Raw genomic sequence first — 21,995 nt, 5'->3', positions numbered from 1 at the left:
GTCGGCGACGCCGTGGCATCGGCGCTGCGTCGGGACGGTCCCGCGTTGGTCGAAGTCGTCACCGACCCGGCCGAACCGCAAGCGAGCGAGTGGATGACGCGGTAGCCGACACCCCACCCCGCCCGGTGGCCCGGCCGGATCTCGATTCACGGAGCGTGAGCCTTAACAACGACCGTTGTGAGTTTCAGAGCATGACGCACGCGAACGACGTCGCCGTCGGGATCGTCGGGCTCGGCGGGATCGGTCGCCACCACGCCACGCGGCTCGTCGAACGGGACGCGAACCTCGTCGGTGGGATGGATATCGACGCGGACGCCCGACGGGCGTTCCACGACGAGTTCGACGTTCACGCCTACGAGGACGAAGCCGAACTCTACGACGTCTGTGACGCCGTCCTGATCACGACGCCGAACCGCTTCCACGAGGAGTACGCCACGTCCGCGCTCGACGCGGGCCTCGACGTCCTCCTCGAGAAGCCGCTGGCGCACACGCTGGAGAGCGCGGAACGGATCGCCGCGGCGGCCGACGACGCCGACGGGTTCTGTATGGTCGGGTTCAACAACCGGTTCGCGGAGCCGGTCCAGGTGATCAAACACCAGCAGGCAGAGGGTCGGTTCGGGGAGGTCACTCACGTCGAGGCCAACTACGTCCGCCGACGCGGGATCCCCGGACGGGGGTCGTGGTTCACCTCGAAGGAGGTCGCCGGCGGCGGCGCGCTCATCGACATCGGCGTCCACGCGATCGACCTCGCGCTCTACTTCCTCGATCACCCGGAGGTCGTCGAGGTGTCCGGCGAGACGCGCTCGGAGTTCGGCGGCCGCGACGACTACGCGTACGTCAACATGTGGGGCGAGGACACCGGGCCCGAGGGGTTCGACGTCGACGACTCCGCGTCCGCGTTCGTCCGCGACGCCGACGGCAACACCGTCTCGCTGGAGGTCGCGTGGGCGACGAACCGCCCGACGAACGACGAGTTCGTGGTCCGTGGGACGGAGGCCGGCGCGACGTTCGACCGGGGGGCCGACGAACTCACGATCCACGAGGCGGGCAACGGCGGCAGCCACCACCTCTCCGATGCGGCCGTCGAGACGCGCGACGGTGACTCACACGCGACCGAGCTCGGCGTGTTCCTCGAAGCGTGCGCCGACGGCGAGGCACCCGCGATCAACACGGTCGAGGAAGGACTCTCCGTTCAACGCGTCATCGACGCGATCTACCGTTCCTCCGAGGACGGCCGAGCGATCCGGCTGGACTGAATCCGGTCGCGTCGACGGCACTTATATACTCAGCCGACGGTCGAGACAGCGCGCTATTCCGCGAGCGCACGCTCGGTTTCGGCTGCAACAACGGTGCGGATCTCACACCGCGGTCCCGCCTCTTTCCTCACCGGTCGTCTGTTGATTCCGTTGTATGGCCCCAAGCGGATCGTCCTTATAAGCGATCCTCAGTCCGCCGCTTTTAGGCGACATGGCACTCACCCACCGAGTATATAAGCGCTCGCTCGTCGTGCTCCGTCCGTGTTCCGAGAGCTCGCGGACGCATACACGAGGTATATAAAACCGATCGCGTCGGCGCGACCGCTCCGGCTACCGAACGGGAATCTATTTGTATCCAGTTTACCGAACACGAACGAATGTCCTCCACACCCGCCTCGGACGCGGACGGTGCTGCAGTCGACGAGAACGACGCCCACGCAAACGAACGGGTCTTCCGGCTGATCGGGATCGGCGGGGGCGCGACCTCGCTTGTCGGGTTCACCGCGGTCGGCGCGATCGCGCTCGAAAGCCTCGCGTACGGCGCGGTCTGCGGGGTGTTCGCCGGGGTCGGAAGCGCCCTCTTCCTCCCGTGGTTCCTCGGGCTCTCCGCCGCACAGGAGGCGGCGGACGGGGAGATATCGCTCTCGGACGCGGCCGACGGTGTCCCGTACAGCGCCCAACGTGGCGTGTTCGGGCTCGGGCTGGAGATCGGCGCAGTCGTGATGATCGCGGTCGCCCTCACGCTCGACGGCGCGGACCTCCTCGTCGGCGTCCCGGCGGCGCTCGCGGTCGCGCTCGCCGTCTACTTCGTCGGGTCGGTCGCCCTCGGTCGCTGAGGGACCGATCGGTCGCGCTGACGGGTCGTCGATCCGGATCACGAACCTATTCCTCGATGCGGTCCGTGTATCGAACCATCCGTGAGCGATTCCTCCGGTCCGACGCCGCCCTCCGAACGCATCGTCAGCCTCGACGTCCTCCGCGGTGTCGCCGTCCTCGGCATCCTCGTCATCAACGTCCGCGTGTTCTCGATGCCCGAACAGACGCTTCTGAACCCCACGATATACGGCGATTTCACCGGCGCGAACTACTACGCCTGGCTCGTCGGCCACGTGTTCGCCCAGGGGAAGTTCATCACCCTGTTCTCGGCGCTGTTCGGGGCGGGGATCGTCCTCTTCATCGAGAGCAAGGAGCGGAAGGGACAGTCCGCGATGGCCCTTCATTATCGTCGAACCGCGTGGCTGATCGCGATCGGGATGGGTCACGCCTATCTGCTGTGGTACGGCGACATCCTCGTCGCCTACGGCTTCTGTGCGCTCGTGTTGGTGTTCTGTCGCGACTGGACGCCGGCCGGACAGGCGACTGCGGGGCTGCTGTTGCTGCTCGTCCCGTCGTCGCTTGAGGTGTTCGCCGGGTTCGCCGGCGGTGCCGAAGCGATCGCGGGCCAGTGGTCGCCCGCCGCGGCCGCCATTGCCGCCGAGGTGTCGGCGTATCAGGGCGGGTGGCTCGGCCAGCTCGACCATCGGGTGCCGGCGGCGTTCGAGCGACAGACGACCGGCTTCATCGGGGGGTCGTTCTGGCAGGTCGGCGGCGTGATCCTGCTCGGGATGGCGCTGTACAAGTGGGGGGTGTTGACCGGGGAGCGGTCGACCCGCGTCTACCGAGGCCTGATCGCCGGCGGCGTCGTCGGCGTCGGCGTCGTCCTCGCGGGCGTCTGGTACATCGAGGCCAACGACTGGTCCGCGGACGCCGCGCTGTTCTGGCGGCAGTTCAACTACTGGGGCGCGCTGCTCGTCGCGGGCGGCTACGTCGGGGTGATCGTCTCCTACACCCGGTGGCGGCCGGACGGCGCGATAACCCGCACGTTCGCGGCGGTCGGTCGAACCGCGTTCACGAACTACCTGCTTCAGACCGTGGTCGCGACGACCGTCTTCTACGGCCACGGACTCGGCCTGTTCGGGACCGTGAGCCGTGTCGAAGCGCTGGGGTTCGTCGTCGCGGTCTGGGTCGGACAGGTCGTCTGCTCCGTGCTCTGGCTCCGTGCCTTCCGGTTCGGGCCGGTCGAGTGGCTCTGGCGGACGCTCACCTACGGCGAGCGCCAGCCGATGCGCCGCTCGGAGTGAGGGATACCCACCTATCCCCGGCGGTCACCCCCCGTGGCCACCACGGGGTTCGACAGCGTTCCCACTCCCTCGTACGTGATATCCACCGTCTCGCCCGGCTCGACCAGCCCGGGGTTCGCGGGACTCCCGAACGCGACGCAGTCTCCGGGTTCGAAGGTGAATCGCCGTGAGAGGTACGCGACGACCTCGTACGGGTCGAACAGCATCAGCTCCGTGTTCGCGTCTTGGCGTCGCTCCCCGCCAACCGTCGTCGACATCTCGAGGCCGGTCGGATCCACGTCGGTCTCGATCCACGGGCCGAGCGGCGCGGACCCGTCGAACGCCTTGCGCGCGGTCCGCCCGTCCTGATCGAGCGCGTCCACGTCGTTGAGCACCGTGTATCCGCGGACCACGTCGGGGACGTCCGCGGGGTTGAGGTCGCGGCATCGCTCGTCGATCACGGCGACGAGCTCGCCCGCGTACGTCAGCTCCTCGGTCCAGTCGGGGTAGCGGATCGGGTCGCCGTGTGCGATGAGACTCGCGGGAGGCTTGATGAAGAAATCGGGCTCCTCGGGGCGTTCGTACGCCATCTGATCGAGTGTCTCGGCGTAGTTCCGGCCGACGCAGTACAGCGCGCTCGGGTCACACGGCGGGAGGAGCCGGCCATCGCGGCCGACCTCGTAGCGGCCGTCGTCGGTGACGACGACGCCGTCCTCGTAGCGTCCCGAAACCGGGCCGTCAGGGGTCAACAGGCGGGCGAGTCGCATGGCTCATCGTCCGATCGCGGGGGTAAATGCCCGTCGGATCCGGGCGACGGGTCGTTTCCGGCAGATCCCTCGTTGCGGTCGGTCACTCGTCCGCTGGTCCCGTCCCGATCACCACGGCCGACCGGATCTCGAGGGCGGTCTCGAACTCCTCCCGACGGCCCGTCTCGGACCCCCAGCGTTCGACGGCGGTCTCGTGCGCCCGAGCGGCGGCGTCACGCTCGCGGTTCGACAGCCCGAGACGCTCGCCGATCCCCGTCCAGTGGTCGGGTTCGACGAGGAACGCCTCGCGGTCGGTGTCGCCGGTGATCCGCTCGTATCCCCGCCGGTACTCGTCGATCCGGGGTTCGAGGTCGGCCTGAACCCGCGCGAGGAGCGCCGGCAGACGGTCGGCTGGGACGCTGGCCAGCGCGGCCGTCTTCACCAGTGCCGTGCCGTCGATCGGGTGGTGGCCGTCACCCGTATCCGTCTCGGCGGGGCCGTCCGTCGCGTCCGTCTCGGCGGGGCCGTCCGTCGCGTCCGTCCCATCAGTTTCCTCACCGCTCATTAGCCGCCCGCCCGCATGGCCTTCTGTTTGAACTTCGGCAGGAGGTCGTCGAGGACGGCTTCCTCGCCCGCAAACGAGACGGACACCTCGGTCAGCGTTATCGCGGCCGCGGCGGTTACCTTCTCCGCGCGGAGGGCCGCTCGCCACCCGTCACCGTCCACGCGGGTCGCCTCCGCCGGGTCGTTCGCGTCGACGAGCTCGCCGCCGAGGTTCACGAGGTAGTGGGCCGCCAGCCGTCGGGAGATACCGCGGTACGCGACCTCACGTCGGACCCATCCGTCTTCGGCCGGTGGTGTACCGCCCCCCGCGGATTCCCCCGACCCATCGTCCGAGTCCGACTCGGCGGTTCCGCCCGCGACAGGCGGGAACACCGAGAGGCGGTCGCCGTCCTCCAACGGCGTGTCGAGGCCTTGGAGGTGTAACACCTCGCGTCCGTTCTTCAGGACGTTGATCTGCGGGGCCAGATCGCCGTCGACGATCAGTCGGCCCGCCATCCCGTCGTACTCCGCTTCCAGCTCTCGAAGCACGTCTCCGGTCGTTGACTCGTCGGGGAACTCGCGGTGGACGGTCTTTCCGCCGGCGGCCTCCCGAAACGTCGCGAAGAACCGCAGCTCCAGTTCCATACCTCCGTACAGGGGACGTGAGGGTTTAAAAACGGTCGTCGCCGGAAGCGCTCGCGACCGGTCGGGGACGCGGGCGGACTCGAGACAGGCCCGAAACCCCAACCGATCCGCTACAGGTCCGAGAGCCGGATCCCGTCATCGACCAAGCGGAAATTGCGCTCGCGGTCGAGCTCGTCGGCGAGCCACTCGTGTTCGTACAGCTGGCCGATCAGCTCGACGTAGAGGTTCCGCCACGCGATCGCGTAGATGGGCGACTGCCCCCACGCGCGCAGCTCGGGGACGAACTCGTGATAGGTGCTCGCCTGCGCCTCCATCCGTTCGACCGCGTCAGCGACGACCGCAGCGGCCTCGGCCGGATCGCTCCCGTCGATCTCCTCGTTCAGTCGCGACTGGATCCCGGCGATAGCGCGCCGCATGTCCTGTTCCGCGGTTCCGTCCTCGTCGGGCAACGACTCGACGACCCCCCGCGGGACGCCTAACTCGATATCGGGCATACCCCGGACTGGGGGAGCGACGACCAAAAAGACACGTCACCCGTCCCCGCGCGTGGTGTCGCCGACGAGCCACTCGCCGGTGGCGTTCCCGACGATCACCCGCATCTCGGCGGGAGCCGTCGACACGGGGCTGTCACCGCGCTGTGAGCCGTACGCGCCGAACCCGGCGTGGTTGACGCCGTCAAGCTCGACGATCTCCGTCTCCGCCGGCAGGAGCGCGCGACCCTCCCGCTCCGCCTCGGCGTCGATCACGCCGTCGGCCGTGCCGAGCACGGAAACCGCCCGCAGGTCAGTCCCCGAGAGGTCGCGGTCGCAGTAGGCGGCGTGGAGGACCAGTCCCTCCAGCTCCGCCGCGTTGTCGGCGGCGTATCGACACGCCATCGCTCCGCCGAGCGAGTGCCCGCCGACGTACCACGACTCGATCGCGGGAACCGACGCGACCGCACCATCAGCACGATCGGCCCCCAACACGGCGAGGTTCAGCGGCATCTCCACGATCACGACGGCGATATCGCGGCCCGGATCGCCGTCCCCACCTGTCACGATCGCCGCCGCGGTGGGGACGTAGCTCTCGGCGTTCACCCTCCCCCCCGGATAGTAGGCGAGACCGGTCGTCTCCGCGGTGATCGGCCCGCTCGACACGAGGTAACCGGCATCGACCCGTTCGACCGTCACGTCCGGTGATCCCTCGACCGCAGCCACCGCCTCCTCGTCGGGGCCGAGCCCGACGGCGAAAACCACCCCGACGCCCGCGGCGACGACGAGAGCGACCGCGAGGACGCCGAGACCAACGAGCGTCGCCGTTCGCCGACGGTCGCTCACGGGTGACACCGACGGCGCACGGGGACGGATGTGGCGGTCATGGGATCCGAATCGCGTCGGCGGTGGCGGTCATCGCGGCGTCGGCGCGGCCTTCTGGAGGGCAGTCTCGGCGATGTTTCCCCCGTAGTCCGCCGACCTGAGCACCGAGTCGACGACGAGCCCCAGCAGCTGTGCGCGGGCCGGGTCGAGGTCGCGGAGCAGCTCGTCGATCGCCCTGACGCGCTCGTCGATCTCCCGAACGCCGGCGCGGGCGTCGTTCGCCAGACGGCTGGCGGTCTCGTTGTTCTCGGCGAACAGGGCGTCCATGGCGGTGTCGACTACCTCGACCGCGTCCTCGTGGAGGTCGTCGATCGCGTCGAGCACCTCGTCGGGAAGCGGCTCCTCGATGTTGAGCGTCAGATGCGCGATCTTCGTCGCGTGGTCCCCGATCCGTTCGAGCTGTCGGGCGCTGGAGTGGTAGTCGAAACACTCCTCGCGGGGCAGTCCGACCTCCTCGGCCGCCTTCGGGGTGCGAAGCGTCGCCCGGAAGATCCGCGAGACGACGAGCCACAGCCGATCGAGGTCGTCGTCGCGGCCGATCACGTCGCGGGCGCGGTCGTGGTCGAGCGCCGCGAGGGCCGCGAGCGCGTCCTCCAACATCGACAGCGAGATGAGCCGCATCCGGGTGACGGCGTTGTGGATCGACAGCTCCGAGGAGTCGAGGAGGTCCCGGATCACGACCCGGTCTTCCGTCTCCTCGAGCACTTCGAGGCCGACGAGGCTCTGTACCGCCTCCCGGACCGTCGAACGCTGTTCGGTCGTGATCGTCGATCCCTGCAGCTCGATGACGTCGAATCCGCTGACGTACATCGTCGTTACCGCCCGCGTGAGCTCTTGGCCAGTCAAGTCCGTGACATCGAGCGTCCCGCGCGTCCGCCCGGTCTCCGTCCGCGGCGTGAGAAACAGCGAGTCGCCGTCGGGGTGAAACTCGACCTCGCTGCCGGCACCGACATCGTTCTCGGTCGCCCACGACTTCGGAATCGAGACCGTGTACGTCGAACCGCCGGTGACCTGCACCTTCCGCGTTTCCATACCGAGGCTACGGCACCGACGTTGTTAAGCTTGTGTACTCTATATACTGGCCGGACTACCATGACATACGTGAAAACCCGCGTTCTATGCGTTTAATATCGTTTTCCGTCCCCTGATCCACCTCGATCGGTATCTCCACGGTAGTTCTATATAGTAATATATACCTATTATAGTAGCGTATTTAGGCACCCATACCGCTCTACTGATCGATGGAGCGTGACACGGCCGACGGGGGCGGTCAGCGGCTCGATCGGCGGACGTATTTGGCCGCGGTCGGCGCGAGCGCCGCCGGGCTCTCGGGCTGTCTCGTTCGTGGAGAGGACAGTCGAGGACTGGAGGGCCGGATCGTCGTCGACGGGAGTAACACCCTGCTGCCCCACGGTGCCGCCGTCGCCGAGGAGTTCCAGTGGCGAAACAACCGCGTCCGGGTGCCGGTCCGCGGGTCCGGAACTGGCGCGGGGTTCCAGCGGTTCTGCGCGGGAGACACCGACGTACAGAACGCCAGCCGCGCGATCCTCGACGACGAGGTCGCGCTGTGCGGCTCCAACGGCATCGATTACGTGGAGCTCGAGGCCGCGCTCGACGGGATCGCGATATGGGTCCATCCGGAGAATCACTGGTGTGATACGCTGACTGTCGACGAGCTCAACCGGCTGTGGCGGTCCGGTTCCGACGTCGAGACGTGGGGCGATCTGCGTGCGGAGTGGGCCGACGAGCCGTTCGGCGACGAGGAGATCGACCTGTACGGCCGCGACTCAGCGTCCGGCACGTTCGACTACTTCACACAGGCGATAAACGGGGAGTACGGGAACATCCGGTCCGACTACTCCGCGAGCGCCGACACGAACGTCATCGTCCGCGGCGTTCGGGGGAACCGGCACGCGCTCGGCTTCGGCGGCGCAGGCTACTTCTACGAGAACGAGGAAGAGCTCCAGCTCGTCGCCGTCGACGACGACAACGGCGGGGTCGTACCCACCCGAGACACCATCGAGAGCGGCGAGTACACCCCGCTCTCCCGACCGATGTACGTGTATCTCGCCGTTCCGGAGCTCCGACGACCGGAGTTCCGCGCGTACGCGGAGTTCTTTTTCGAGGAGATCGACGAGGACGCCGACCGCGAGGACGTCGACCCGGGCGAGACGCTCACGTGGACCCAGTGGGCCGCCCGGAAGGTCGGCTTCTACGCCGTCCCGGACGCGACGGTCGAGGAGAGCCGAGAACGGCTACAGGCGGCGATCGAATCGGTCGAGTCGAACGAGTCCCCGACCGCCTCCGGCGAGGGTGACCGATGAGCGGGTCGGGGGAAAACGCCGACCTCTCCCGTGCCGGCTCGGACATCCCGGCCGGAAAGAATCTCGCGGTCCGGGGGGTGTTCTTCGCGTGTGCCCTGCTCACGGTGCTCACGACGTTCGGGATAATCCTCGTGCTGGTGGACGGCGCGCTCGGGTTCTTCCGCGAGGAAACCCTCTTCGAGCTGCTCGGCGGGGTTCTCGGCGGACTGCTCGCCGGGAACCCCGGCGAAGCGCTGGACTCGCTCCGCTCGGGGCTCGCCGCACAGGTGACGGTTCGGGAGTTCCTCCTCGGCGCCGAGTGGTCGCCGATCATTCGGCCGCGCTCGTACGGGATCCTCCCGCTGGTGTGGGGGACGATGCTCATCGTCGTCGGCTCCGCGCTCATCGCGCTCCCCGTCGGCACCGCGACCGCGGTGTACCTCTCCGAGTACGCGGACCGCCGGGTTCGGAAGGTCGTCAAGCCGACCCTCGAAGTGCTGGCAGGGATCCCCACCATCGTGTACGGCTTCTTCGCGCTCTCGTTCATCACGCCGCTCATCCAGCGGTTCTTTCCCGACACTGGCACGTTCAACGTCGCCGCCGGGGCGATCGTCGTGGGGGTGATGATCATCCCGATGGTGTCGTCGCTGTCCGAGGACGCGATGTCGGCGGTCCCGGACGACCTCCGGAACGCCGCGTACGGCCTGGGCGCGACGAAGTTCGAGGTGTCGACCGACGTGGTGTTCCCCGCCTCGCTGTCGGGGATCATGGCGTCGTACATCCTCGCGATCTCGCGGGCGATCGGCGAGACGATGGCGGTGACGCTCGCGGTCGGGATGCAGCCCAACGTGACGCTGAACCCGCTCGAGCCCGCACAGACGATGACGGCGTACATGGTACAGATCGGTATCAGCGACGTGTCGGTCGGCTCGATCGGCTACCAGAGCCTGTTCGCGGTCGGCCTGCTGTTGTTCGTCATGACGCTGGGGATGAACCTGTTGAGCCTCTGGATCAAGGGGCGGTATCAGGAGGCGTACCGATGACCGGAACGCGCGACGGCGACGCCGATATCGACGCCGACACGTCGTCGGGTGACGCCGAGGAGACGACGGCTCGGACGGACGGTGGCGAGCACGCCGACCCGTTCGCGACCGTCGGTGACGACATCGAACGGAAACGACGGATCGGTCGCGTTTTCGTCGGGGTGTGTGCGGCCTCGACGCTCGTGGGTATCGTCGCGCTCGTCGTCCTGTTGACGGACGTGCTCGTCGAGGCGTGGGGGTGGGTGACGCTGGATTTCCTCACCTATCCGCCCTCCCGGTTCATCGAGAACTACTATCCGGGCGGTCGCGGCGCCGGGATCTTCCCCGCACTCGTCGGCTCCATACTGCTGATCGCGCTTACGGCCGTCTTCACGCTCGTACTCGGCGTCGGAGCCGCGATCTATCTGGAGGAGTACGCGACCGAAAGCCGGTTCACGCGCTTTATCGAGGCGAATATCTCTAACCTCGCGGGCGTCCCCTCGATCGTGTACGGTCTGCTCGGGTTGGCGGTGTTCGTCCGGTTCGCGGGGTTCGGCGAGAGCCTTCTCGCCGGGTCGTTGACGCTCACGCTGCTCATCCTTCCGATCGTCATCGTCTCCGCACAAGAGGCGCTCCGAGCGGTTCCGGACTCACAGCGACAGGCCGCCTACGGTGTCGGCGCGACGGATTGGGAGGTCGTCCGCGACGTCGTGCTTCCAGCCGCGTTGCCCGGGATCATGACCGGAACGATCCTCTCCCTGTCGCGGGCGATCGGCGAGACGGCGCCGCTGATCATGGTCGGGGCGGCGACCTCGATGTTCCGCGCCCCGATCGAACAGTACGCCGGCATCCCCGTCCCGGACCTGTTCGGCCCGTTCGCGGCGATGCCGATGCAGATCTTCGACTGGGCACGGCTGCCGGAGGCCGACTTCCAACACGTCGCCGCCGCCGGGATCGTCGTGCTGCTCGCGATCCTGTTGTTGATGAACGCGGCGGCGATCCTCATCCGTAACAAGTACGAGACACGATAACATGAGCGACAGCCACTCACTCACCGACGAACCGACTGACGCGACCGATGACACTGCCCCCGGTGAGACTATCGACGATACGACGCCGTCGATCCAGGAGACGCCGGAGCGAGACACCGTCATCGAGGCGAAAGACCTGACCGTCCACTACGGCGATGTGGAGGCGCTCAAACCGGTGAACGTCCGTCTCCCCGAACGGAAGGTGACGGCGATCATCGGTCCGTCCGGCTGCGGGAAGTCGACGTTCCTGCGGTGTATCAACCGCATGAACGACATGGTGGACGCCGCCCGGATCGGCGGCGAGCTCCGGTATCGCGGGACGAACGTGTACGGCGGCGACGTCGACCCCGTCGCGTTGCGTCGGCGGATCGGCATGGTGTTTCAGAAGCCCAACCCGTTCCCGAAATCGATCTACGACAACGTCGCGTACGGCCTGAAGATTCAGGGGTACGACGGCGACATCGACGAGCGCGTCGAGGAGGCGCTGCGGGGGGCCGCACTGTGGGACGAGGTGAAAGACCAGCTCGACGAGTCCGGGCTCGATCTGTCGGGAGGACAACAACAACGGCTCTGTATCGCCCGGGCCATCGCGCCGGACCCGGAAGTGATCCTGATGGACGAGCCGGCGAGCGCGCTCGACCCCGTGGCGACCGCGAAAGTCGAGGACCTGATCGACGAGCTCGCCGAGTCGTACACCGTGATCATCGTCACCCACAACATGCAGCAGGCGGCTCGGATATCGGATAAAACGGCGGTGTTCCTCACTGGCGGTCGCCTCGTCGAGTTCGGCGACACCAACCGGATCTTCGAGAACCCGGAGAACCAGCGGGTCGAGGACTACATCACCGGCAAGTTCGGGTAGTCACGAGGACGACGCCATCGGCGAGTCCGGGTGATCGGGCGATTACTCCGAGTGAACCCGGAAGTTCGTCGCTCGTTCACTGGTCGATGTCCGCCGGTGGTGCCGGAGGTTCGAGGCTGAACCCCGAGGTTGAGAGTGGTCGAGGTCGTGTGGATACGTATGCCAGTCGCAGCCGTCGGCGAGACAGCGACCCACGAGGTACGGATCACGGACGAGACGATCTCCTCGACGAGTTCCGGCTCACGCCCGTAGAACCCGTCGCTCACTGCCGGCTCCATCAGATACCGTATCCGTTCACGGGGATCCGCATCCTCCGGCGGATCGAAGATGTGCTCTCGTACGTCGGCGGGCGTCTCGACCGCGCCCTCGCCACCCGGCGAGGTGCACAACAGCGTCAACGAGGCGACCCGATCGTCGGCGAGCGCGAGCGATTGAGCGGTCATTCCGCCCATCGACGCCCCGCAGACGTGGACGCGATCGACACCGTGGTCGTCGAGGACGGCGGCCGCATCGGCCGCCAACTCGTCGATCGTGTACGGCCCCTCCGGAACGTCTGACTCGCCGGTACCACGGTTGTCGGGACGGATGACCTCGTACTCATCGGCGAGCGCCGCAGTCAACCAGCGCCACATCCAGCGACCGTATCCGAGCCCTGCCAGCAGCAGGACGGACGGGTCACCGGGGTCCCCGTCGACGGCATAATCGATCGAAACGCCGTCGCGTATCACCTTCGACATAGCTGTAATAATTACGTGACGACGTATCAACCCGCACGTTAACTGTTCAACCGAGGCACCGACCTGACTCGCCGGCGGTCGGGCCGTCTGGCAGGGCGGACCGGAGCCGAAACGCCTCGATTCCCCGTGTCTTTCAGTCTCATACGGCGGGGAGTTGAGAAGAGTTAAATCCGATGCGTCGCAATGACCGATTACGCTCGGTTGGTGTAGTCCGGCCAATCATGTTGGCCTTTCGACGAACGCGGGACCGCTCCGTTCCGGTTCGGAAGACAGCCGACGACCAGGGTTCAAATCCCTGACCGAGCACTTCTCTCGGACGTGTCGACTGCGACAGTCTTGACTACCGCGTTCGCCGTCACTCCGCGGACCGGATCACGTGGACGCCGCTCGGGTCGAGCTCCAGCGAAACCGTGTCGCCCGTCCGCGCGTTCTCGTTCGCGGGATCGAGCGCGACGGTGACGAGGTCGCCACTCGGCAGCTCCACTCGTGCCCGAACGCGGTCGCCCAGGTAGAACCGGTCTCGAACGGTCCCCTCGATGCCGCCGTCGCCGACGCTGAAGTCTCCGGGCCGGAGGATCGCCGTCCCGGTCGCGGTATCCGGGAGGTCGTCGACGTCGTACGTCGCGAACCCCAGATCCAGCCGGCCGTCGGTCACCGTCGCGGAGACCGCGTTGGACGTCCCCACGAAGTCGGCGACGAACGCGTTTGCCGGGCGCTCGTAGATCTCCGCCGGCGTCCCGATCTGCTCTATGTGTCCGTCGTTCAACACGGCGATCCGGTCACACATCACCATCGCCTCCTCCTGGTCGTGAGTTACGTACAGCGTCGTCACGTCGAGCTCGTCGAGGAGGGAGCCGATCTCCGCTTCGAGGCGCTTTTTCAGCTTGGCGTCGAGCCCCGTCATCGGCTCGTCGAGCAACAGGATCCGGGGCTCGATGGCCAGTGCGCGAGCCAGTCCGACCCGCTGTTGTTGTCCCCCGGAGAGTCGCTGTGGATTCTTTTCGGCGTGCTCGGCGATCCCGACGAGCGACAGGAGCTCCCGTGCGCGCTCCCGGCGCTCCTCCTTGCCGACGCCCTGCATCTTCAGTCCGAAGGCGACGTTGCCGAGCACGCTCATGTTGTTGAACAGCGCGTACGACTGGAAGACGAGCCCGACGTTCCGGTCCTCCGGCGGGACGTGGGTGACGTCGTCGTCGTCGAACAGCACCCGTCCCTCGGTCGGCGTCTCGAAGCCGGCGATGGTGCGGAGCGTGGTCGTCTTCCCGCAGCCCGAGGGGCCGATCACCCCGAGTACCTCGCCGTCCTCGACCGTCAGGTCGATCCCGTCGACGGCGACCTCCTCGTCGTAGCGTTTCGTGAGCGAGTCGAGTGTGACTTCCGACATAGTGTCCGTGTTTCAGTGTTGCTTCGTGTGGTCGCGTTCGGCGGGGTCGTTCGAGAGGGGGTCGTGGCGCGTCGCGCTCGTCACGGGGATCACCGTTCCACCGTTGTAAAGCCGGCCTTCCCCACCCGCTGGAGGAGCACGATCACGGCCGTGACGATCAGGAAGTAGACGGAGACCGCCGCCGCGCCCTGTAACACCGGTGAGCGCGTGATGTTCTCGAAGAGGAACAGCGAGAACGGCCGCGGTCCCGCCGAGTGGACGATGTAGGTGAAGTTGAACTCCGCCGCCGCCAGCGTCCACGTGATGATGGAGCCGGCGACGATCCCGTCTTTCGCGTTCGGGACGATCACCGTCAGGAACGTCCGCGGCCACGACGCGCCGAGCGACCGGGCGCTCTCCTCTATCTGCTGGAGGTTCATCGATTGGAGCGAGCTCTGGACGGTCAACACCATGAACGGCGATTTCAACAGCGCGTACCCAATGATCAGGCCGAACGTGGAGCCTCCCTGTTCGGGGTACATCCGCAAGAACGCGATAGCGAGGATGACGCCGGGCACGATCGGGAGGATCGCGAGCGTGTTGATCCAGTCCTTGGCGAAGAAGTCGTACCGGACGAGCGAGTAGGCGATCGGGACGCCGACCACGATGTTGATCAGCATGCCCGCGGTCGCGAGCCCGGCGCTGTACGCGAGCCCCTGGATCACGCCCTGTCTGACCCCGACGCCCTCCGCGAGCCCGAGCACCGTCCGCCAGTTGTCGAAGTTGACGTAGCCACGGGGGACCACCCCGGCCCACGTCGTCCCGAAGGAGGCGATGACGGTGACGAGGATCGGGAGCATGAGGAACGCGAGCGTCGCCGCGAGCACCAGCGTCACCGCCCGGCGACCGACCGCGGAGCTCACGTCGAACCGGTGGAGCCCGCCGCGTCGTTCCCGGCTAGTCCGGCCGGTCCCCGCGGACCCATCGGCTCGGTCGGTTCGTTCCGTCACCACCGTCTCGCCGCCGTCGGTACGTCGATCCTCACCGCCGTCGGCGCGTCGATCTTCCCCGCGGTCAGTGCGTCGATCCTCCCCGGTCATATTTTGAGGCTCTCGTTGTCGATCACTTTGACGCCGCCGAACGTGAACGCGAAGATGAACACGAAGTATATCAGCCCGATGGCGGAGGCGGTCGCGAGGTTGAACCCGAGATCCTGGATCTCCAGGTTGATCCGCAGTGTCGCGACGTTGAGCGCGGGCAACACGAGTACCGTCCCGAAGATGGCGAGCGCGGTCCGGAACGTGAGGACGAACGCGGCGACGATCCCCGGCCAGACCTGTGGGAGCGTCACGTACCTGAACGTCAGGAGTGGGCTCGCGCCGAGTGCCCGGGCCGCCTCCTCGGCGTCCTCGTTGACCTCGGCGAACGTGCCTCGAAGCACCATCGTCGCTCGGGGGATCAGCGAGAAGCTATATCCCAGAAAGAGCCCGCCGACGGTAAGCGCGATCGCGAGGTCGATCGGGTTCTCGCCGGTGAAGAAGGCGACGGCGTTGGTGAGCAATCCGGTTCGGCCGAACAGCACCACGATCATAAAGCCGACGACGATCCCCGGCAGCGCGATGGGGAACGACACCATCGCGACGATCCACCGGCGGAACGGAAGGCGGTACTTCGCGAGCGCGTGCGAGATCGCGACGGCGACGACAACGCTGAACAGCGTCGTCGCCGTCGCGAACCAGAGGGTGTTCCAGGCGATCTCACGGTACACCGGCTCGGTCGCCAGCGTCTCCCACGCCGCGAGGCTGAACCCCTCGTTTTGAAACTGGTTCTCCGAGACGCTCATCCGGGCCAACATGCCGAGCGGGAGGAACGCCCCGAACGTCGCCAACACGAAATACGGCAGACACATGACCACGATCCGACGGCGCTCGCGGTCCGCCTCGGTTCGCGGGGAGACGAACGCGCGTACGGCGGCCACTATCGACCCGAGACGGGTCGCGGACGGCGTGCCGTCGCCGGCGTTCGAACGGGTGTCCGACATCAGGGCGTCGCTGGGTTACGCCTCGACGCCCGGGAGGGGGCTCCGCTCGATGATCTCCGAGACGATGTCCTGCTGTTTCTCCAACAGCTCGACCTGGTCGATCTCGAACGTCGCCGCCTCGTACTGTTCGTCCGGGGGGAACTCGTCGGGCGCGTCCAGCTCGTCGGCACGGATCGGCCGGACGAACCCGTCGAAGAACAGCTGCTGGACGTCGAGCGAGAGCACGAAGTCCATGAACAGCTTACACGCCTCCGGGTTCGGGGCGTCGTCGAGCATCGCGTAGCCGTACGGGGCCGCGACCGCGCCCTCGCCGCCGCCGGGCGCTTGCGGGATCACCACGCCGACGTCCTCCTCGGGGATGTCATCGCTGTTGTACTTCGTCGACAGTCCGCCGAAGTCGAACTCCGCGTACGTCGACACTTCCCCGGCGGTGAACTGTCGATCGAGGTTGCGCTGGTGTCGGGCACCGCTTTCACCGATCTCTTCGAGGTAGTCGAACAGCGGGTCGAGGTTATCCAAGTCGCCGCCGTACGCGTGGTTGATCGAGAGCATCGCGTTCAGCCCCGCGCCGGCGCCGGGGACGTTGATCGCGAGGTCCTGGGCGATCTCCGGCTGTTTGAGGTCCTCCCACGTCTCCGGCTCGTCGATCCCGCGCTCCTCGTAGATATCCTTCCGGTAGTTGATCGCGATGGTCATTTGCCGGGTCGCGGTGACGTGTCCGTCGTCCGTCTTGAAGTCGTCCGGCACTCGGTCCCACCCCTCGGGCTTGTAGTCGGTGGTGAACCCGTCGTCCCACGCCTGGAGGCCTGTCGGGTAGAAGCCGTTGTACGCGGAGTAGTCCTGGTTGCCGGCGTTTGCCCGGATGTTCGAGAGTGCCTCCCCGGAGGTCCGCTGGTCGTCGTGCAGCGGGACGCCGTACTCCTCCTCGAACGCCGCCATCACGGCGTCCCAGTTGGACCAGCCGGTCTGGACGGCGTAGATGAACAGCTCCTCCGGGAGGTCGTCCTCCGTCACCGTCGTCCGGTACTCGTCGTGGCCGACCTCCCACGAGCGGCCCTCACCGCCGTCGCCCGAGCCGGTTCCATCTTCATCGTCGCCTTCGTCCCCGCCGAGGCAGCCGGCGAGCCCGACCGTCGCCGCCGCGCCGTTAGCGAGGAGGAATCGACGTCGCGAGAACGGACCGTTCGAACTATCTCCAGTCATTCACCCGATGAAAGGTGCGGGCCGCCTAATACTTTTATAATAATTGTTATTCCCGATCAGAGAGATATATATCCGTTTGGTGTCAGCGGGCGATCCGCTCCGTCCGCTTCGCTCGCTCCGATACGACCCCCCTCGACCTGCCCCGGCCAGATCCGATCCAGGCTCTTCGGTCATCGCCACCCGGAAGGACAAGAGTCAGGGCGTCGGCCGACGACGATCCGGTATGAGCGACGACAAACCCACCGACAGACGGTTCGAGACCCGCGCGATCCACGCGGGCCAGGAGCCGGACCCGGAGACGGGCGCGTTGATGACCCCGATCCACGCCAACTCGACGTACGAACAGGACGGTCCGGGCGACCACCGCGGCTACGAGTACTCGCGCACAGGGAACCCCACCCGGAGCGACCTCGAAGCGAACCTCGCCGATCTCGAATCCGGGAGCCACGCCCGCTGTTTCTCCTCCGGGATGGGCGCGATCAACACGGTCCTCAACCTGCTCTCCGCCGGCGACCACGTCGTCGCGGGCGACGACGTGTACGGCGGCACCCACCGGATCCTCACGCAGGTGTACGAGCAGTACGACCTGGAGACGACGTTCGTCGATACGACCGACCACGACGCGGTTCGCGACGCGATGCGACCGAACACGGAGCTCGTGTGGGTTGAGACCCCGACGAACCCGCTGATGAACGTGAACGACATCGGCGCGCTCGCCGGGATCGCCCACGAGAACGACGCGTTGTGTGCCGTCGACAACACGTTCGCGACGCCGTACCTCCAGCGTCCGCTCGAACACGGGGCGGACGTCGTCTGCCAATCGCTCACGAAGTATCTCGGTGGCCACTCAGACACGATCGGCGGCGCGCTGATCGTCGACGACGCCGACCTCGACGAGCGGCTCGGCTTCTATCAGAACTCGGTCGGCGCGACGCCCGGCCCGTTCGACGCCTTCCTCGTCCTGCGTGGCACGAAGACGCTTCCCGTCCGAATGGACAGACACTGTGAGAACGCGGCCGCGCTCGCCGAGTGGCTGGAGCGCCACGAGGACGTCGAGCGCGTCTACTACCCGGGACTGGAGAGCCATCCGGACCACGAACTCGCCACCGAACAGATGGACGACTTCGGCGGGATGCTCTCCTTCGAGTTCGACGGGACGCTGGAGGAGGCGTCGACGGTCGTGAGCGAGACGGACGTGTTCACCCTGGCGGAGTCGCTCGGCGGCGTCGAGAGCCTGATCGAGCAGCCCGCCGCGATGACTCATGCCGCTATCCCACGCGAGGAACGAGTCGCCGCCGGGCTCACGGACGGACTGATCCGGGTCTCCGTCGGGATCGAACACGTCGATGACATGAAGGCGGACCTCCAGCAGGCGTTCGACGCCACCCGGGAATAGCCCGCTGGGCGTCCTCGCTCACCGGGACACCGATCCTTTTCACGACCGGCGAGAACCGGATAGTATGAGCGACCCCGATATCGCGGTGCTCCGACAGACGATCCACGGCGTCGGCGCGCCCGAGCTGGCCGACATCCTCAGGGAACGACTCCCCGACCACGAGGTGGCGCTCGCACGGACGCCGTCGGAGGAGCGAACGCTCCTCGAAACCGCCCGGATAGCGGTCGGGCCCAGCCTCGACGCGGACCTGCTCGACACCGCCGAGAACCTGGAGCTGTTCGCCTGCGTCTACGCGGGGACCAACCATCTCCCGCTCGACGCGCTCGCCGATCGCGGCGTTGCCGTCACGAACGCCTCGGGGGTTCACGGTCCGAACATCGCGGAGTACGTCGTCGGCGCGATGATCGGCCACGCCCGCGAGTTCCACCGTGCGTATCGCCAGCAGTCCCGCCGGGAGTGGCGGAGCTACCCGACGACGGAGCTGTACGGCTCCACAGTCGCGGTCGTCGGCCTCGGCGCTATCGGCGGGGCGGTCGTCGACCGCCTGTCGGGGTTCGATGTCGAGACGGTCGGCGTCCGGTACTCCCCCGAGAAGGGTGGGCCGACCGACGAGGTGTACGGCTTTGACCGGATCCACGAGGCGGTCATCGACGCGGCGTACGTCGTGTTGGCGTGCCCGCTCACGGACACGACTCGGGGGCTCGTCGACGCGGAGCTGCTCCGGACGATGCGGCCGGACGCGGTGCTGGTCAACATCGCTCGCGGAGCCGTCGTCGACACTGACGCGCTCGTCCACGCGCTCCGAAGCAACCGGATCCGCGGGGCAGCACTCGACGTGACCGACCCCGAACCGCTTCCGGAGGACCACCCGCTGTGGGGACTCGGAAACGTGACGATCACGCCGCACAACGCGGGACACACCCCGGCGTACTTCGAACGCGTGGCGGACGTGCTCGTGGAGAACGTGGAGCGGTTAGCGAGCGTGGAGGGTGATGACGACGGGGACAGCGACGACGGGGATGTCGGGCTTCGGAATCGAGTCGCCTGAGAACGCCGGTTACGGGCAGCCCGCGGACGCCGCCTACGGACCGAGCGTGTCCCGGCTGCCGGCGTTGCCGGGCGAAGCCCGCCCTTCCGTCCGGCCGCCCAGCGTCTCGAAATCGAAGTTGTCGAACTGGTCCGGCCGTCGGCCTTCGACGGCGTACACGTATAAGGCGGTCTTCGCCACCCCCCAGATCGTCTGGCTGAGGAGGTAGGTGAACGCGATCACGCCGGCGAGTAGGAGGACCGTGAGCAGGATCCCGGGCCCCGGGAACACCGCGGCGACGGGGATCGACACCGCGAGCGCTCCGAGCGCCAACACGATCCCGACGACGGTGACGACCAGCGTGATCCCGAACCCGGCACCGATCGTCTCGCCCCACGTGTCGCGAAACGCCCCGGCGCTCTTCGAGAACATCGACGTGACGGAGACGTCCTCGAACACGATGACGGGGACGATGAAGAACGTCATGATCGCCCAGCCGATCGCGAATATCGACCGGAGGATCCCGGCGATCGGGTTGTCGGAGTCCTCCATCGCCTTGAGGACGACGCTGACGGTCGCCGAGATGAGCGACCAGACGACGATCGGCCCTAGCCGGCTGCTCACGGCTTTGAGGCTGCCGACGACGTTCGGCTCGCGGCCGTGAAACGCCTCGTTGGTCGCGTGGACTAACCCGGCCGCCGCGTACGTACTGAGGAACGTCGTCGCGAAGTAGACGACGAACAGCGCGACGTACTCGACGCCGCTGCCGATCAGGTTGGCGATCAGCAGCGGGAAGAAGAAGACGACGAAGAAAGCCGCGCTCGCGACCCCCGCAAGCAGCGGGAATACGAGTAGTTTCGGGTAGTCCCGGATCACGCTCGCGCTGTCCTTCGTGAGTGTCCAGCCGGTTTTCGCCCGCTCGAAGAAGCCGGGGCGACCGGATCGTGTACCGAGCGACATGGGCTCCCCTGCGCCGGCTCAGCTTATAAGTATACGCTTCACGCTTTCGAGGACGATGTGTCGCGAGGTTCCGGAGCGGCGAGCGGGTCCGTCGCGGCGGTCGGTTGGCGCGGCGACGTGACGGACTCTCGGCAAACCGATCCGAACGTTCAAATAATACAACAGGTAACGCCATATCGGTACCTTCCATGCCCTCCACGAACGATACGCGGTTCGACAGCGACAGCGACACGGATCGATTTGATAGCGACACGGACGCGGGAGACAGCAGCACGGACGCCTCCGACGGCGGAGTGTCGGGTCGCATCCGGGCGGTTCCGACGGCGGACCGCCGACGGTTCCTCGGTATCGGCGCGGTCACGATGACCGCCGGACTCGCCGGCTGTGCCGAGACGATCGGTAACCTGATCGCGGAGTTCGTCCTCGACGACGTGAACCTCCTGAACGAGACGGACCGAGTCCTTACCGGAACGATCACCGTGACTGGACCGGACGATGAGACGCTCCTCGACGAGGAGTTCTCCCTCGAACCGGCCGACGAGGAGGCGGACACGGGCGACGACGACTCACAGGCGGTGTTCGGCGACCGCTTCGAGACGCCGGGCGAACACGTCTTCGCGGTCACGCTCGACGGTGACGGGATCGACGGCGAGCGGAGCGCGGAGCTGATCGGGGAGATCACGGATCCCGAGGAGGAACACGCGGTCGTCGTTCTCGGGGCCGACGAGCTCGCGGAGCCGTTCGAGCTGTTCGTGATCGAGGAGTTCACCGATCTCGGAGATCACATCGACGAGTCCGCCGCCGACGACGAGGCGTGATACGTCGATAACGCTAGCGGGATCCGCGCGTCACCGATCGTCGATGACGGCTGATGCGGCGTCGTCCGCGGCCGCTCTCCTCGGGAATAGGTATATGGTCGACGACCACGCAGGGGAGCCATGGACCCTTCGGACACGGCGCTGCTCGGCGTCTCGGGCGTCGTCGCCGCCGTCGTACTCGCGGCGGCGATTGCCGCCGGTGCCCTGTTCGGCTTCGACGAGTCGGTGCTACGCCCGTTCTCCCTGTTGGTAGCGGAGCCGATCGCGTGGATCGTCGTCGCCGCGCTCCTCGTTGCCGCCGTCGGGAACGCTTACATCGGTTGACTCCCGTCGTCGACGCCGGCGGTGTCGGATCGAATCTCCCGGATCGTCCGGGCCAACGCCGCGAGCGCGCGCTCCGCGCTGGCGGCTTTGATCGCGTCGCGATCGCCGTCCAACACGGCCCGAACGCTTCGCGAGAAGGAGTCTCCAGTTTCCCACGGCGCGGCGTACGCGACACCGACGAAGACGAGCCCGACCGGTTTCTCGTCGGTGCCGCCGCCCGGCCCGGCGACGCCGGTCGTCGACAACCCCCACGTCGTGTCCGCG

Annotated in this window: 24 protein-coding genes, 1 tRNA gene and 1 pseudogene; 12 read left to right on the top strand and 14 right to left on the bottom strand. The window is 67.1% G+C overall.

Annotation, left to right across the window (positions count from 1 at the left end; translation table 11 throughout):
* Positions 1–191 precede the first annotated feature (191 nt).
* The 3 genes from ACFQEU_RS03205 (at position 192) to ACFQEU_RS03195 (ending at position 3,376) form a co-directional block, all read left to right on the top strand.
* Positions 192–1,256, top strand: coding sequence for a Gfo/Idh/MocA family protein (locus ACFQEU_RS03205; protein ID WP_379779223.1), 1,065 nt, complete (start codon positions 192–194; stop codon positions 1,254–1,256).
* A gap of 377 nt (positions 1,257–1,633) precedes the next feature.
* Positions 1,634–2,092, top strand: coding sequence for a hypothetical protein (locus tag ACFQEU_RS03200; protein WP_379779221.1), 459 nt, complete (start codon positions 1,634–1,636; stop codon positions 2,090–2,092).
* 81 nt (positions 2,093–2,173) lie between these two features.
* Positions 2,174–3,376 carry a DUF418 domain-containing protein gene (locus ACFQEU_RS03195; RefSeq protein ID WP_379779219.1) on the top strand — a complete coding sequence of 401 codons (1,203 nt, stop codon included), beginning with the start codon at positions 2,174–2,176 and terminating at the stop codon, positions 3,374–3,376.
* 11 nt (positions 3,377–3,387) lie between these two features.
* On the opposite strand, the gene ACFQEU_RS03190 is transcribed toward ACFQEU_RS03195, so the two are convergent.
* The 7 genes and pseudogenes from ACFQEU_RS03190 to ACFQEU_RS03160 all read right to left on the bottom strand — a co-directional run bounded on the left by ACFQEU_RS03190 (position 3,388) and on the right by ACFQEU_RS03160 (position 7,676).
* On the bottom strand, positions 3,388–4,122 hold the full coding sequence (locus tag ACFQEU_RS03190; RefSeq protein ID WP_379779217.1) for a fumarylacetoacetate hydrolase family protein: 735 nt from the start codon (positions 4,120–4,122) through the stop codon (positions 3,388–3,390).
* An 82-nt stretch (positions 4,123–4,204) separates the two neighbouring features.
* A complete protein-coding gene (locus ACFQEU_RS03185; RefSeq protein ID WP_379779215.1) occupies positions 4,205–4,666 on the bottom strand; it encodes a DUF8048 family protein in 462 nt (153 codons plus the stop codon).
* Entirely contained in the window at positions 4,666–5,037 is a 372-nt protein-coding gene (locus ACFQEU_RS03180; protein WP_379779225.1) for a MoaD-like domain-containing protein, read from the bottom strand. Before ACFQEU_RS03180 ends, ACFQEU_RS03185 begins: the two co-directional genes overlap by 1 nt.
* Positions 5,014–5,289: pseudogene (locus ACFQEU_RS03175) on the bottom strand (ubiquitin-like small modifier protein 1); the annotation flags it as partial. The gene ACFQEU_RS03180 and the pseudogene ACFQEU_RS03175, both read right to left, overlap by 24 nt.
* 110 nt (positions 5,290–5,399) lie before the next feature.
* Positions 5,400–5,783 carry a hypothetical protein gene (locus ACFQEU_RS03170; RefSeq protein ID WP_379779213.1) on the bottom strand — a complete coding sequence of 128 codons (384 nt, stop codon included), beginning with the start codon at positions 5,781–5,783 and terminating at the stop codon, positions 5,400–5,402.
* Between the two features lie 36 nt (positions 5,784–5,819).
* Entirely contained in the window at positions 5,820–6,614 is a 795-nt protein-coding gene (locus tag ACFQEU_RS03165) for an alpha/beta hydrolase (RefSeq protein ID WP_379779211.1), read from the bottom strand.
* A 60-nt stretch (positions 6,615–6,674) separates the two neighbouring features.
* Positions 6,675–7,676, bottom strand: coding sequence for a PhoU domain-containing protein (locus tag ACFQEU_RS03160; protein WP_379779209.1), 1,002 nt, complete (start codon positions 7,674–7,676; stop codon positions 6,675–6,677).
* A 209-nt stretch (positions 7,677–7,885) separates the two neighbouring features.
* Here ACFQEU_RS03160 and ACFQEU_RS03155 point away from each other — a divergent pair, with 209 nt between their 5' ends.
* The 4 genes from ACFQEU_RS03155 to pstB are packed head-to-tail and all read left to right on the top strand — an operon-like array spanning position 7,886 to position 11,862.
* Entirely contained in the window at positions 7,886–8,968 is a 1,083-nt protein-coding gene (locus ACFQEU_RS03155) for a PstS family phosphate ABC transporter substrate-binding protein (protein WP_379779207.1), read from the top strand.
* The gene (pstC, locus tag ACFQEU_RS03150) at positions 8,965–9,990 is read left to right on the top strand and encodes a phosphate ABC transporter permease subunit PstC (RefSeq protein ID WP_379779205.1); all 1,026 of its coding nucleotides are present in this window, start codon (positions 8,965–8,967) and stop codon (positions 9,988–9,990) included. Before ACFQEU_RS03155 ends, pstC begins: the two co-directional genes overlap by 4 nt.
* Positions 9,987–11,000 (top strand): phosphate ABC transporter permease PstA, encoded by a 1,014-nt coding sequence (gene pstA, locus ACFQEU_RS03145; RefSeq protein ID WP_379779203.1) that lies wholly within the window; start codon positions 9,987–9,989, stop codon positions 10,998–11,000. Before pstC ends, pstA begins: the two co-directional genes overlap by 4 nt.
* Position 11,001: 1 nt before the next feature.
* Positions 11,002–11,862 (top strand): phosphate ABC transporter ATP-binding protein PstB, encoded by an 861-nt coding sequence (pstB, locus tag ACFQEU_RS03140; protein ID WP_379779201.1) that lies wholly within the window; start codon positions 11,002–11,004, stop codon positions 11,860–11,862.
* On the opposite strand, the gene ACFQEU_RS03135 is transcribed toward pstB, so the two are convergent.
* Complete coding sequence (locus ACFQEU_RS03135) at positions 11,838–12,599, bottom strand: alpha/beta fold hydrolase (RefSeq protein ID WP_379779199.1); 762 nt, start codon at positions 12,597–12,599, stop codon at positions 11,838–11,840. The two genes, pstB and ACFQEU_RS03135, sit on opposite strands and share 25 nt — an antisense overlap.
* Before the next feature lie 195 nt (positions 12,600–12,794).
* On the opposite strand from ACFQEU_RS03135, the gene ACFQEU_RS03130 reads away from it, so the two are divergent.
* Positions 12,795–12,905: transfer RNA gene (locus ACFQEU_RS03130), tRNA-Glu, on the top strand.
* A 49-nt stretch (positions 12,906–12,954) separates the two neighbouring features.
* Here the strand turns inward: ACFQEU_RS03130 and ACFQEU_RS03125 are convergent.
* From ACFQEU_RS03125 to ACFQEU_RS03110, 4 genes are all read right to left on the bottom strand, one after another.
* Positions 12,955–13,983 carry an ABC transporter ATP-binding protein gene (locus ACFQEU_RS03125; RefSeq protein ID WP_379779197.1) on the bottom strand — a complete coding sequence of 343 codons (1,029 nt, stop codon included), beginning with the start codon at positions 13,981–13,983 and terminating at the stop codon, positions 12,955–12,957.
* 89 nt (positions 13,984–14,072) lie between these two features.
* A complete protein-coding gene (locus ACFQEU_RS03120; RefSeq protein WP_379779195.1) occupies positions 14,073–15,062 on the bottom strand; it encodes an ABC transporter permease in 990 nt (329 codons plus the stop codon).
* On the bottom strand, positions 15,059–16,003 hold the full coding sequence (locus ACFQEU_RS03115) for an ABC transporter permease (RefSeq protein ID WP_379779193.1): 945 nt from the start codon (positions 16,001–16,003) through the stop codon (positions 15,059–15,061). The genes ACFQEU_RS03120 and ACFQEU_RS03115 overlap by 4 nt, the downstream gene beginning before the upstream one ends.
* A 15-nt stretch (positions 16,004–16,018) precedes the next feature.
* Entirely contained in the window at positions 16,019–17,206 is a 1,188-nt protein-coding gene (locus ACFQEU_RS03110; protein WP_379779191.1) for an extracellular solute-binding protein, read from the bottom strand.
* Positions 17,207–17,429: 223 nt separating this feature from the next.
* Here ACFQEU_RS03110 and ACFQEU_RS03105 point away from each other — a divergent pair, with 223 nt between their 5' ends.
* The gene (locus tag ACFQEU_RS03105; RefSeq protein WP_379779189.1) at positions 17,430–18,602 is read left to right on the top strand and encodes a cystathionine gamma-synthase; all 1,173 of its coding nucleotides are present in this window, start codon (positions 17,430–17,432) and stop codon (positions 18,600–18,602) included.
* 64 nt (positions 18,603–18,666) lie between these two features.
* On the top strand, positions 18,667–19,650 hold the full coding sequence (locus tag ACFQEU_RS03100; protein WP_379779187.1) for a D-2-hydroxyacid dehydrogenase: 984 nt from the start codon (positions 18,667–18,669) through the stop codon (positions 19,648–19,650).
* Between the two features lie 33 nt (positions 19,651–19,683).
* On the opposite strand, the gene ACFQEU_RS03095 is transcribed toward ACFQEU_RS03100, so the two are convergent.
* Entirely contained in the window at positions 19,684–20,589 is a 906-nt protein-coding gene (locus ACFQEU_RS03095) for a DUF6159 family protein (protein ID WP_379779185.1), read from the bottom strand.
* A 188-nt stretch (positions 20,590–20,777) separates the two neighbouring features.
* Between ACFQEU_RS03095 and ACFQEU_RS03090 the strand changes: the two genes are divergently transcribed.
* Positions 20,778–21,407: a hypothetical protein gene (locus ACFQEU_RS03090; protein ID WP_379779183.1), complete on the top strand. Its 630-nt coding sequence runs from the start codon at positions 20,778–20,780 to the stop codon at positions 21,405–21,407.
* A 120-nt stretch (positions 21,408–21,527) separates the two neighbouring features.
* Positions 21,528–21,731, top strand: a complete 204-nt coding sequence (locus ACFQEU_RS03085) for a hypothetical protein (protein ID WP_379779181.1) — start codon at positions 21,528–21,530, stop codon at positions 21,729–21,731.
* On the opposite strand, the gene ACFQEU_RS03080 is transcribed toward ACFQEU_RS03085, so the two are convergent.
* Positions 21,719–21,995: CinA family protein (locus ACFQEU_RS03080; RefSeq protein WP_379779179.1), on the bottom strand; the 277-nt coding region annotated here is incomplete at its 5' end. The genes ACFQEU_RS03085 and ACFQEU_RS03080 overlap by 13 nt on opposite strands.

The sequence above is a fragment of the Halorubrum tibetense genome (genome assembly GCF_042661865.1).
In the GTDB taxonomy this organism is placed as follows: Archaea; Halobacteriota; Halobacteria; order Halobacteriales; family Haloferacaceae; genus Halorubrum; species Halorubrum tibetense.
The sequence above is the reverse complement of the archived record's forward strand: the minus strand, read 5'-3'. Positions and strand labels throughout refer to the sequence as shown.

Excerpts from the sequence above, each read along its gene's own strand:
- ACFQEU_RS03205 (WP_379779223.1), top strand. The coding sequence starts at position 192 with ATGACGCACGCGAACGACGTCGCCGTCGGGATCGTCGGGCTCGGCGGG.
- ACFQEU_RS03200 (WP_379779221.1), top strand. The coding sequence starts at position 1,634 with ATGTCCTCCACACCCGCCTCGGACGCGGACGGTGCTGCAGTCGACGAG.
- ACFQEU_RS03190 (WP_379779217.1), bottom strand. The coding sequence starts at position 4,122 with ATGCGACTCGCCCGCCTGTTGACCCCTGACGGCCCGGTTTCGGGACGC.
- ACFQEU_RS03185 (WP_379779215.1), bottom strand. The coding sequence starts at position 4,666 with ATGAGCGGTGAGGAAACTGATGGGACGGACGCGACGGACGGCCCCGCC.
- ACFQEU_RS03170 (WP_379779213.1), bottom strand. The coding sequence starts at position 5,783 with ATGCCCGATATCGAGTTAGGCGTCCCGCGGGGGGTCGTCGAGTCGTTG.
- ACFQEU_RS03160 (WP_379779209.1), bottom strand. The coding sequence starts at position 7,676 with ATGGAAACGCGGAAGGTGCAGGTCACCGGCGGTTCGACGTACACGGTC.
- ACFQEU_RS03155 (WP_379779207.1), top strand. The coding sequence starts at position 7,886 with ATGGAGCGTGACACGGCCGACGGGGGCGGTCAGCGGCTCGATCGGCGG.
- pstC (WP_379779205.1), top strand. The coding sequence starts at position 8,965 with ATGAGCGGGTCGGGGGAAAACGCCGACCTCTCCCGTGCCGGCTCGGAC.
- pstA (WP_379779203.1), top strand. The coding sequence starts at position 9,987 with ATGACCGGAACGCGCGACGGCGACGCCGATATCGACGCCGACACGTCG.
- pstB (WP_379779201.1), top strand. The coding sequence starts at position 11,002 with ATGAGCGACAGCCACTCACTCACCGACGAACCGACTGACGCGACCGAT.
- ACFQEU_RS03135 (WP_379779199.1), bottom strand. The coding sequence starts at position 12,599 with ATGTCGAAGGTGATACGCGACGGCGTTTCGATCGATTATGCCGTCGAC.
- ACFQEU_RS03125 (WP_379779197.1), bottom strand. The coding sequence starts at position 13,983 with ATGTCGGAAGTCACACTCGACTCGCTCACGAAACGCTACGACGAGGAG.
- ACFQEU_RS03120 (WP_379779195.1), bottom strand. The coding sequence starts at position 15,062 with ATGACCGGGGAGGATCGACGCACTGACCGCGGGGAAGATCGACGCGCC.
- ACFQEU_RS03115 (WP_379779193.1), bottom strand. The coding sequence starts at position 16,003 with ATGTCGGACACCCGTTCGAACGCCGGCGACGGCACGCCGTCCGCGACC.
- ACFQEU_RS03110 (WP_379779191.1), bottom strand. The coding sequence starts at position 17,206 with ATGACTGGAGATAGTTCGAACGGTCCGTTCTCGCGACGTCGATTCCTC.
- ACFQEU_RS03105 (WP_379779189.1), top strand. The coding sequence starts at position 17,430 with ATGAGCGACGACAAACCCACCGACAGACGGTTCGAGACCCGCGCGATC.
- ACFQEU_RS03100 (WP_379779187.1), top strand. The coding sequence starts at position 18,667 with ATGAGCGACCCCGATATCGCGGTGCTCCGACAGACGATCCACGGCGTC.
- ACFQEU_RS03095 (WP_379779185.1), bottom strand. The coding sequence starts at position 20,589 with ATGTCGCTCGGTACACGATCCGGTCGCCCCGGCTTCTTCGAGCGGGCG.
- ACFQEU_RS03090 (WP_379779183.1), top strand. The coding sequence starts at position 20,778 with ATGCCCTCCACGAACGATACGCGGTTCGACAGCGACAGCGACACGGAT.
- ACFQEU_RS03085 (WP_379779181.1), top strand. The coding sequence starts at position 21,528 with ATGGACCCTTCGGACACGGCGCTGCTCGGCGTCTCGGGCGTCGTCGCC.